This is a genomic window from Streptomyces griseoruber (assembly GCF_001514205.1).
Taxonomy (GTDB): Bacteria; Actinomycetota; Actinomycetes; order Streptomycetales; family Streptomycetaceae; genus Streptomyces; species Streptomyces griseoruber.
In genome coordinates, this window is the sequence record NZ_KQ948807.1 from 1 (window position 1) to 8,564 (window position 8,564).

Consider the following 8,564-nt stretch of genomic DNA (forward strand, 5'->3'; position numbering starts at 1 on the left):
CGGCCAGACCCACCCCGACGACGACCCGACCCTCGGCACCCCGCTCAACCCCGAGCGGTACGACTACACGGGCGCGGTCCTCTGGAACGCGCACGCCCCGGCCCTGTGGGCCCGCTTCACCACCCACCTACGCCGCGAGATCGCCAAAGCCGCCGGGCTTACGCAGCGGGACCTGCGCCACCACGCCACCCTCTCCTACGCCAAGGTCGCCGAGTACCAAAAACGCGGACAGGTCCACTTCCACGCCGTCATCCGCCTCGACGGACCCACCGGCTCCACCAGCACCCCGCCCGCCTGGGCCACCACCCAGCTCCTCGACCACGCCGTCCGCGCCGCCGCCACACGCACCCGCGTCGCGCATGAGGGCCAATCGCAGCCCGCCGGGCACGCGACCGGGGCCCGAGAGGTCGGCCAGGGCGAGGGGTCGATGTTCCGGTTCGGGCGGCAGATCGACGTCCGCGCGATCCGCAGCACGGACTTCACCGGTGGCGGCCCCGTCACCGAGCGGCACGTCGCCGCCTACATCGCCAAGTACGCCACCAAGGGCGCCGAGACCACCACCGGCACCCTCGACCGCCGACTCCGCCTCCTCGCCGAACTCGCCACCCACGACATCACCGACCACGCCCGCCGCATGATCCACACAGCCTGGCACCTCGCCACCAAACGCCGACACGCCCACCTCCGCCTACGCCAATGGGCCCACATGCTCGGCTTCCGAGGCCACTTCTCCACCCGCACCCGCCACTACTCCACCCCCCTCACCCACCTCCGAGCCGAACGCACCACCTGGCGAACCGGCCAACCCGACACCCAGACCCCCGCCCCGGCGTCAGCTCAGACGCAGGCCGGCCAGACGGACGGCAGCCCGGTCGGTGACCGCGCCGGACACCCCACCGACCTGGCCCCCGGTCACCGCAACATCGCCGGTCAGCGCGTGGACTCGGACACGACGCTGGTCATCTCCCACTGGCAGTACGCCGGAACCGGCCTTCTCCCCGAACTCGAACATCTCGCTGACCTCCTGGCCGCGAAACGGCAGACCCGACCCGAGCAACCGCCGCGACCCTGGCGCTCGGAGCGCACCGGTGACCGCGCCGGTCACTCGGTCGGTCACTCCACTGATCGGCTGACCAGTGCTGTCCGGCCGGGGGCTGTCGCGTGACCGCCGGCACGGAACTCCTCACCGTCCCCCAGGTCATGGCACGCCTCCAACTTGGCCGCACCGCCGTCTACGACCTCCTCCGCACCCGGCAACTCGCCTCCATCACCCTCGGCCGCGCCCGCCGCATCCCCACCCACGCCCTCACCGACTTCATCCACACCCGCCTCGAACAGGAAGCCGCCGCCTGATGACCACACCCCGCGACACCCCCGCCTCCCGCCGCGTGCGCGCCAACGGCGACGGAACCGTCTACCAGCGAAAAGACCGCCGCTGGGAAGCCGCCGGATACGTCCTCGCCCCCGGCAACACCCGCAAGCGCATCCGTGTCTATGGCACCACCAGGAAGGAGGCTCTGGCCAAGCTCACCGAGAAGATCGCCGCCAGCAACCGCGGACTCCCCACGCCCTCCGCGCAGGGCAGCCTGGCCGCGTACCTGACGTACTGGCTCGACGCTGTCGCCGTCCACCAGCTCCGCGAGAACACTCACACCCGCTACACCGCCATCGCCCGGCTCTACCTCATCCCCGGCCTCGGACGGAAGAAGCTCGCCAAGCTCACCGCCAAGGACGTCCGCACTTGGCTCAACCAGCTCCGCACCACCTGCCAGTGCTGCACCCGCGGCCTCGACACCGCCCGCGACCAACCTCTCTGCTGCGCCGCCGGAAACTGCTGCTCCAAACGGCTCTCGCCCCTGACCCTGGCCTACGTCCACTCCGTCCTCAAGTCCGCCCTGGAGCACGCAGTGCGCGAGGAGGAGATCCCACGCAACGTCGCCCGCAACGTCCGCACCGGCACATCACGGCCCCGCCGCTTCGAACCTCTCACCGCCGAGGAAGCCCGCACGTTCCTGATCACCACCAGCGGTCACCGGTTGCAGCAGCTGTTCGAACTCGCCCTGCACACCGGCCTCCGCAAGGGCGAACTCCTCGGCCTGCGCTGGGAAGACCTCGACCTGGCCGGCGGAACCGCCAGCATCCGACGCACCCTCCAACGCACCAACTCCGGCGGCCTGACCACCCTCCCGACCAAGACCAAGAGCTCGGAACGACGCATCGCCCTGCCGACGCCATGCCTGCGCTCCCTCACACAGCACCGCGACCGACAGCGCAAGGAACGTGAGGCAGCGGGGACAGGCTGGAAGGACAGCGGCTACGTCTTCACCAGTCCCGACGGCGCACCGATCGAAGGGTCCACCCTCACCCGGCACTTCAACACCCTGCTCCGCCGAGCCGGGCTCCGCCGCATCCGGTTCCACGACCTCCGACACTCGGCGGCCACCCTCCTCCTGGAGCAAGGAGTAGAACTGGTCGTGATAAAGGAGCTGTTGGGCCACGCCCACATCGGTGTCACCGCCACCGTGTACGCCCACGTCCGACTCCGCCTCCAACGCGACGCCATCGACCTCCTCGGCCGCGCCCTCCGCAACCCCGCCGAGACAACCTGCAAGCACGACGACGGCGACGAACCACCCCTCGTCGGATCCTTCGTCCGCTGACGTTGCCGTCAACTACTGCCGTCAAGACGCGCTGAGACCCCGCCAAGCACATGTTGACGGGGTCTCAGATTTGCAACTGCGATTTCCGGAGAACCGATCCGCGCTACCGATTCAACATCGAGGCACCAGATCCACCAGCACCGTCCGGAATTCGAAGAATCTATTCCTCGATAAGTTCATCGAGCCTATCTGCCGATTTCGGAGTTCCCAGTTCTTGAGCGGTAGACACGAGGCGCTCATAGTAAGCCGAGGAGATCGGAAGAGAATCCTCGTAGATCCATGAGCACATCGTATCGAATGCCAACTCCTCTTCACCCACGCTCATCAGGTGGCGAACGTCGGCAATAACCTCTTCCGAAGTCAGAGGAGATTCCTCAAGGAGCTGCGAGACGAGAGCCCGCACGTACTGATACCGTTCCATATGCCACACTCCTTCACTTCGGGAAAGCCGTGAGAACTCTACCGGTTAGCGGCTCATAGCGAACCTCGATGCTTACCCCTCGCACCTCTCCAGTGATTGCCTGAACGGCAGGATCACCCTTCCTCGTCCGGAGAGTTTTCTCAGCATAATTAGCTGAACCGGTTTTCCAGACACGCGTACTGTTTGGGCTCGTGGCGACATCTGCCACGGCGTCCAGGATGTCATCGTCGCTCCACCCCTTTGGAAAGACTGTCTTTCCAGGCAGTCCCGGATAAGCATGTCCGTCGAGGATGTGCTGGGCATCGTCACCAAGCAGCTCTCGCCCAATCCCGCCACAGTTGCTGTTGTGAACGAGGACCGGAGTCTCACCCGCGAGTACATAGTACGTGTGCTACGTGGCACCCCTCTACCTGCTTCTTCGCTGGTCAGAGCGGGTTTTGCGTTCCGCTGGTGTCCGTGGTTGTGCGGGGAGATCCGTGGCTGTTGCCGTCGCTACTGCCGTCAGGAGTCGGGCGGCGGTGCTGGTGCCATTTCTCGCGCCGCCGGTCACCGCGGATTTTGTCGGGCCACCGTGTATGCGGTGGGGCCGGTAAGCCCTGTCCCTGTGCCGTCGAGCATGTCCAGGACCTCGAAGCCGGCGCCCTCCACGTAGCGTTCGAGCTCCTGGGGGAACAGGACGCGCCTGCGGATCTCGTCTCGGGCCTCGTCGCCCGAGGGGAGCATCCAGTGCCGGTGCATGGTGTTGATCTGGGTCCGCAGGTCCCACGTGTGGCGGATGGTGACGGTCGCGGATCCCGTCGGAGTGTCGACCGTGGCGGTGGTCGGCTCGGTCCGGGTGATCGGGGCGACGGGGGAACACAGCACGAGCAGCGCTCCCGGCCGGGCATGGGCCGCGAAAGTGGCGAAGACCTGGCCGATGTCGTTGTTGTCGTGCACGTAGGCGAGGCTGTTGCCCATGCAGGTCACCACGTCCATGCGGCTGCCGAGTCGTGCGGTGCGCATGTCGCCGGTGCGGATGTCCAGCCCGGGCCGGGCCTGCTGGGCGTAGTCGACCATGCCGGGCTGGAGGTCCACGCCGATGCACTCGAAGCGCTTGGCGAGGATCTCCAGGTCGCGGCCGGTACCGCATCCGAAGTCGACCAGGGTCCGGGCGTCCGGCCGGTGCAGCTCGATCAGGGTCTGGCACATTCCGGCGCTCGTGCTGTCGGACTGGACCACGTCGTAGAGTGCCGGATCGCGGTACAGGAGGTTGGTGGCTTCCACGTGCTCGGCTTCCGTGTCGGGGCTAGTCACATGAGGCTTCGCAGCCCGACCTCCAAGGCGAGGACATCGCACAGCAGATCGGGGACGACCGGCGCGGAGTCGGCGTTCCTCCGTGCCTGGGCGAGAGCCTTGCCGTCAACGTAGCCGAGGTCGACCAGGATGGACTCCTTCAGCATGTCGTCCAGGACGGGCAGGCCGCAGGACCGCAGTCCCTTCTCCAGGACGGCCAGGAAGTTCTCCGGTTCGGCCGGCGCGGCCACCCACTCGGGCAGCCCGGCCCGTCTGATCCGTTCGCGGAACAGCGCCTTGCCGCGCTTGTACTCGTGCGGTAGCTGCTCCATGAACCGCACGATCCGTGGGTGCACGAGCGGGCTCACCGGCCAGATTCCGGCCCGGAGGAATCCGGGGTTGTGCATCCCGAACGCCATCAGGGTCGGTACGGGCAGCACCGGGATGGGGGCCAGGTACTCATTCTCCTCGGAAAGCGCTCGGACCGCCTTCTTGCCGAGCCACGGCACGGGTTCCGGCGTCGGCAGTTCGACCTGCGTCCTGGAGTGGTGTGCGTTGATCTCGTCCCCGCCGCTGCCCGTGAACATGACCTCGCATCGCCGGGCGGCTGCCTGCTCTCGTACGACGTCGAACGCCTCCTGGTAGAAGGCTCCGGCCGGATCGTGCGGCTTGCGCACAGCGCGCACGCCTCCAGCGCAGAAGGGTGGGTGCTGCATGGCGGGGGTGGCCGTGTCTCTGAAGCCGCAGTGCTCCACAAGGACCCGACGCCGCTCGCGCTGTTGCCTGCCGGTGCTTCCTCCCACCAGCAGGCCGAAGCTGTACACATCCGGGAAGCGGGCCGCCTTGATGGCCAGGGCGACGTTCCCGGAGTCCGCGCCGCCGGACAGTTCGACGCCCACGCATCCGGTTGCCGTCGGCGCCTGACGGATCACGTCGGTCAGCAAGTCGTCCAGTGCGGCTAGCGGATCAACCCCGAGCCGGAGCGTACGTGGTTCAAGTACGTGTTCGGCGGGTTCGGGGTAGTGGATGCTGAGTCCCGAAGGGGTGAACGTGGCCGCTGCCCGTTCGGTGAGGCGGTAGACGCCTTCGAAGAGCGTCTCGGACGTGTAGCGGTGCTGCCTCGTCAGCGTGCGGGCGACAACGCGCGGCACCAGGCGGTCGGCCCGCAGATGCAGTCGCAGCAGCGTCAGGTCCCAAGAGGCGTGGAACTCGCCGGCCTTCTCTGCCAGGTAGAGCGGGGCTGTGCCGAAGACGCCCGCCGCCAGGCGGGCTTGTCCGGGCTCCATGGTGAGTTCGACGAAGTCGGCCTCGTCCCCCTTGCACTCCTTCACGCGGACCCGTACGCGCGGCGCTTGGTCGTCGTTGACCTCCATGACCAACGTGGACACGTTCGCGGGCTCGATCCAGCTCTCGCCGTTGACCCAACGGCCGCCCTCTGACCTCCACTTGGGCTCCTGGAGATCGGCCAGGCGCAGACGCATCGACAACATATAGTCCTCTTCCGATGTCGTGCGGCGGGGCGGGGCCGCGCACGGCCCCGCCCCGCCTGGCGTCAGCCCTGGATCACTTGCTGCAGTGGTCGCCGTTGTTGTCGCCGCCGCCCGGCATCTTGTCGAGCAGCGCGGCTTCGACGGCCGGGACGCCGGTGATCAGGTCGCCGGTGAACAGCTCGTCCACGTTCATCGTTTTCTCCCTTACGGTTTTCAGTGGACTCCGCGGCGGATGCTGCGGAGTTGGACCCGTCCGGCTGCCGGACCCTTGCGAAGAAGGCAGCCGGACGGGGTGCCCACCGCTTCCGGCGGCGGGCCCTCCCTCGTCACAGGTGGGGAGCCTGGGTGCGTGACGGGGAGGAGTCAGGTGGGTGTGGATGCGGCGGCGACACCCAGGACGAAGCCGACCGATCCCGAGATGGTGATGATCAGGACTGGTCCGGCGTAGCGGCCGACGGCTGCGGCTAACCGGTTCACAGCCGCTCTCCGCGGCTGCGCTGGTTGGCTTCGCGTACTGCGACGCTCAGCTTCTCCGCGCCGTACTCGGGCGTGGCACTGCGGTGCTGCGGGCAGAGACACGGCGAGAACCGGTTCGAACCCGGCGGCATGTCCGCGCCCTCGTAGGTGTTGATCCTCAACACCCCGTCCATGCCCCGTTCCTCGGTCATCCGGGCCAGACGGGCCCGTGCTTCGCTTCTCATCCCTCAGCCCTTCAGACGACGGCTGCGGCGAGGACTCGCCGTTGCCTGCTGTCTCTACGCAACCGCACGACCACGCTCAGCGGTACCGTTGCCGCAGCACCAGGACTTGAAAGCCTTGAAAGTTCGCAAGGTCACGGGGAGTTGAGGGCATGGCCAAGCGTGAACCGAACGTGGCGCTCGGGCGCCTGATCGCCGAGAGCCGTTGGACTCACCGCCAGTTCGCGCGGGCGGTGAACCGCGTCGGCACCGAGACCGGGATCCCTCTGCGCTATGACGAGTCGGCGGTGAGCCACTGGCTCGGCGGCACCGTCCCTCGCGGTGCGGTGCGCGGATGCATCCTCGAAGCTCTCTCCCGCCGCCTCGGCCGCCCCGTCACCCATGCCGAGGCCGGGCTGCCCGTTCCACACGATCGCTCCTCCGCGGCTGCGGATACCGTGGAAGGGATGATCGACCTGGGGAGGCTGGATATGGACCCGTCCCGCCGCAGTGTCCTGGGGGCCGGCCTGTTCTCCGTGGCCGTCACCATTCCCGGCTGGCCTGATGTAGTCGGGCGTGCCGATGCTGTCCAGTCCGGCCGCACAGCACGCATCGGCATGAACGAAGTGGACATGGTCGTCGCCATGACCGAGCGTGTCTCGGAGCTGGACGATGAGTTCGGCGGCCGTCACGCACGCCCCATGGCGGCCTCGTTCATGGTCAACACCGTGGCCTCCTACCTGCGTGCCGACGCACCTGAGGACGTACGCAAGGCGATGCTGTCCGCCGCCTCGGACCTGCTCTACCTGACCGGCTACATGGCCGTGGACGAAGGTCTGCACGGTCTCGCGCAGCGCTACTACGTCAAGGCTCTGGAGCTGGCGGGCGCTGCCGAGGACCACCTGACGTACTGCACCACCCTGCGGGGCATGAGCGTCCAGGCGGTCGACCTCCGCCACGGGGCGAAGGCTATGGAGCTGGCCGATGCCGCTGCCGCGGCTTCCCCGAAAGCCGGCCCTCGGATGCTGGCCTTCCTCGTCGGCCAGCAGGCGCATGCCGCCGCGCAGACCGGCGACCGTGCGAGCGCGCTGCGCTACATCCGGGAGGCCGAGGCGGCCATGGACCGTGCCGAGTCACGCGGCAAGGCGTTCGGCTCGTATGACCCTTCTTCGCTCAACTACCACGTCAGCCAGGTGCGTTACGAACTCGGCGACAAAGCCGGAGCCGCCGAAGCCATGCAACAAGCGGACCGGCTCCGCCCCAGCGCGTACCAGCGCACACGAGTACACCGTCGCGGACTGTTGGCAGAGCGGCAGTTGGAACTCGGCCACCTGGAAGCGGCGTGTGCCACCTGGCACCAGGCCCTCGACGACTACCCCAAGGTGCAGTCCGGCCGCGCCGACGACCGCGTGAAGGCGATGTTCGGTCTCTTGCGCCCTCATCTGAAGAACGCGACGGCGCTCGACCTGTACGACCGAGCACGGACGATCGCACCACCGTCGCTGGTCGCCTGATCCCCGTGGCACCTTCAAGCTCAGCCACAGAAAGTCAGCCACGACGGCGGGTGCGCCGACAGATCACCCGCCACGTGTGTCTCCAGCAACCCCGCACCGGCCTCAACCACGCCTCTTCCTTCCGTCACAGCATCCGCCCCGCTCCGGCCTGGCCGCTCGGCAGCGGGCTGGGCTGCTCGATCTGTGCCCTCGCCTTTGATGGCACGCCGACGACGATCGCGGCTTTTCGCTGCCGCGGCCTGACGTGATGCTGTGCGGCGTTCGGCGGAGCGGGCCGGCGGCGCCGCTGCGGGCCGATGCTGTTGCTTCCGGAATCGAGGTCGGCTCGCTTGCCTGCCACTGCGCGCCGAGTGGCCGGTGGGCGTCGCCAGCGGGGCGGCAGACAGGAGCGGGCGGCGGTCACCGGCCGCCGGTGCGCGGCGGCCCGCGCAAGCGGGACGCCCTTCTTGATCAAGTAAAGAAACTCTGAACAGCTCGCCGCGTGCTGCGTGTGTCCGGTCCCGGGAGATGCTTGACACTTCGGTCCCAGG

Annotated in this window: 9 protein-coding genes; 4 read left to right on the plus strand and 5 right to left on the minus strand. The window is 68.0% G+C overall.

The window, feature by feature from the left end; translation table 11 throughout:
* The 3 genes from AQJ64_RS44530 to AQJ64_RS44540 all read left to right on the plus strand — a co-directional run.
* On the plus strand, positions 1 to 1,165 hold a 1,165-nt coding region (locus AQJ64_RS44530), incomplete at its 5' end, for a replication initiator (RefSeq protein ID WP_059203561.1).
* Positions 1,162 to 1,353, plus strand: coding sequence for a helix-turn-helix domain-containing protein (locus tag AQJ64_RS44535; RefSeq protein WP_055638861.1), 192 nt, complete (start codon positions 1,162 to 1,164; stop codon positions 1,351 to 1,353). The genes AQJ64_RS44530 and AQJ64_RS44535, both read left to right, overlap by 4 nt.
* Entirely contained in the window at positions 1,353 to 2,660 is a 1,308-nt protein-coding gene (locus AQJ64_RS44540; RefSeq protein WP_055638862.1) for a tyrosine-type recombinase/integrase, read from the plus strand. The genes AQJ64_RS44535 and AQJ64_RS44540 overlap by 1 nt, the downstream gene beginning before the upstream one ends.
* A 160-nt stretch (positions 2,661 to 2,820) precedes the next feature.
* Here the strand turns inward: AQJ64_RS44540 and AQJ64_RS44545 are convergent, their stop codons facing one another.
* The 5 genes from AQJ64_RS44545 to AQJ64_RS44560 all read right to left on the minus strand — a co-directional run bounded on the left by AQJ64_RS44545 (position 2,821) and on the right by AQJ64_RS44560 (position 6,544).
* Positions 2,821 to 3,081 (minus strand): MafI family immunity protein, encoded by a 261-nt coding sequence (locus AQJ64_RS44545; protein WP_055638863.1) that lies wholly within the window; start codon positions 3,079 to 3,081, stop codon positions 2,821 to 2,823.
* Positions 3,082 to 3,094: 13 nt separating this feature from the next.
* Complete coding sequence (locus AQJ64_RS52565; RefSeq protein ID WP_079062333.1) at positions 3,095 to 3,409, minus strand: EndoU domain-containing protein; 315 nt, start codon at positions 3,407 to 3,409, stop codon at positions 3,095 to 3,097.
* 218 nt (positions 3,410 to 3,627) lie between these two features.
* The gene (locus tag AQJ64_RS44550) at positions 3,628 to 4,374 is read right to left on the minus strand and encodes a class I SAM-dependent methyltransferase (RefSeq protein WP_206189954.1); all 747 of its coding nucleotides are present in this window, start codon (positions 4,372 to 4,374) and stop codon (positions 3,628 to 3,630) included.
* Positions 4,371 to 5,843, minus strand: a complete 1,473-nt coding sequence (locus AQJ64_RS44555; RefSeq protein WP_206189955.1) for an asparagine synthetase B family protein — start codon at positions 5,841 to 5,843, stop codon at positions 4,371 to 4,373. Before AQJ64_RS44555 ends, AQJ64_RS44550 begins: the two co-directional genes overlap by 4 nt.
* Before the next feature lie 473 nt (positions 5,844 to 6,316).
* The gene (locus AQJ64_RS44560) at positions 6,317 to 6,544 is read right to left on the minus strand and encodes a hypothetical protein (RefSeq protein WP_240512987.1); all 228 of its coding nucleotides are present in this window, start codon (positions 6,542 to 6,544) and stop codon (positions 6,317 to 6,319) included.
* A gap of 149 nt (positions 6,545 to 6,693) precedes the next feature.
* Here AQJ64_RS44560 and AQJ64_RS44565 point away from each other — a divergent pair, with 149 nt between their 5' ends.
* Positions 6,694 to 8,034 (plus strand): tetratricopeptide repeat protein, encoded by a 1,341-nt coding sequence (locus AQJ64_RS44565; protein ID WP_240512988.1) that lies wholly within the window; start codon positions 6,694 to 6,696, stop codon positions 8,032 to 8,034.
* The last annotated feature ends 530 nt before the right edge of the window (positions 8,035 to 8,564 follow it).

Coding starts and splice junctions, on each gene's coding strand:
- AQJ64_RS44540 (WP_055638862.1), top strand. CDS start 1,353: ATGACCACACCCCGCGACACCCCCGCCTCCCGCCGCGTGCGCGCCAAC.
- AQJ64_RS44545 (WP_055638863.1), bottom strand. CDS start 3,081: ATGGAACGGTATCAGTACGTGCGGGCTCTCGTCTCGCAGCTCCTTGAG.
- AQJ64_RS44555 (WP_206189955.1), bottom strand. CDS start 5,843: ATGTTGTCGATGCGTCTGCGCCTGGCCGATCTCCAGGAGCCCAAGTGG.
- AQJ64_RS44560 (WP_240512987.1), bottom strand. CDS start 6,544: ATGAGAAGCGAAGCACGGGCCCGTCTGGCCCGGATGACCGAGGAACGG.
- AQJ64_RS44565 (WP_240512988.1), top strand. CDS start 6,694: ATGGCCAAGCGTGAACCGAACGTGGCGCTCGGGCGCCTGATCGCCGAG.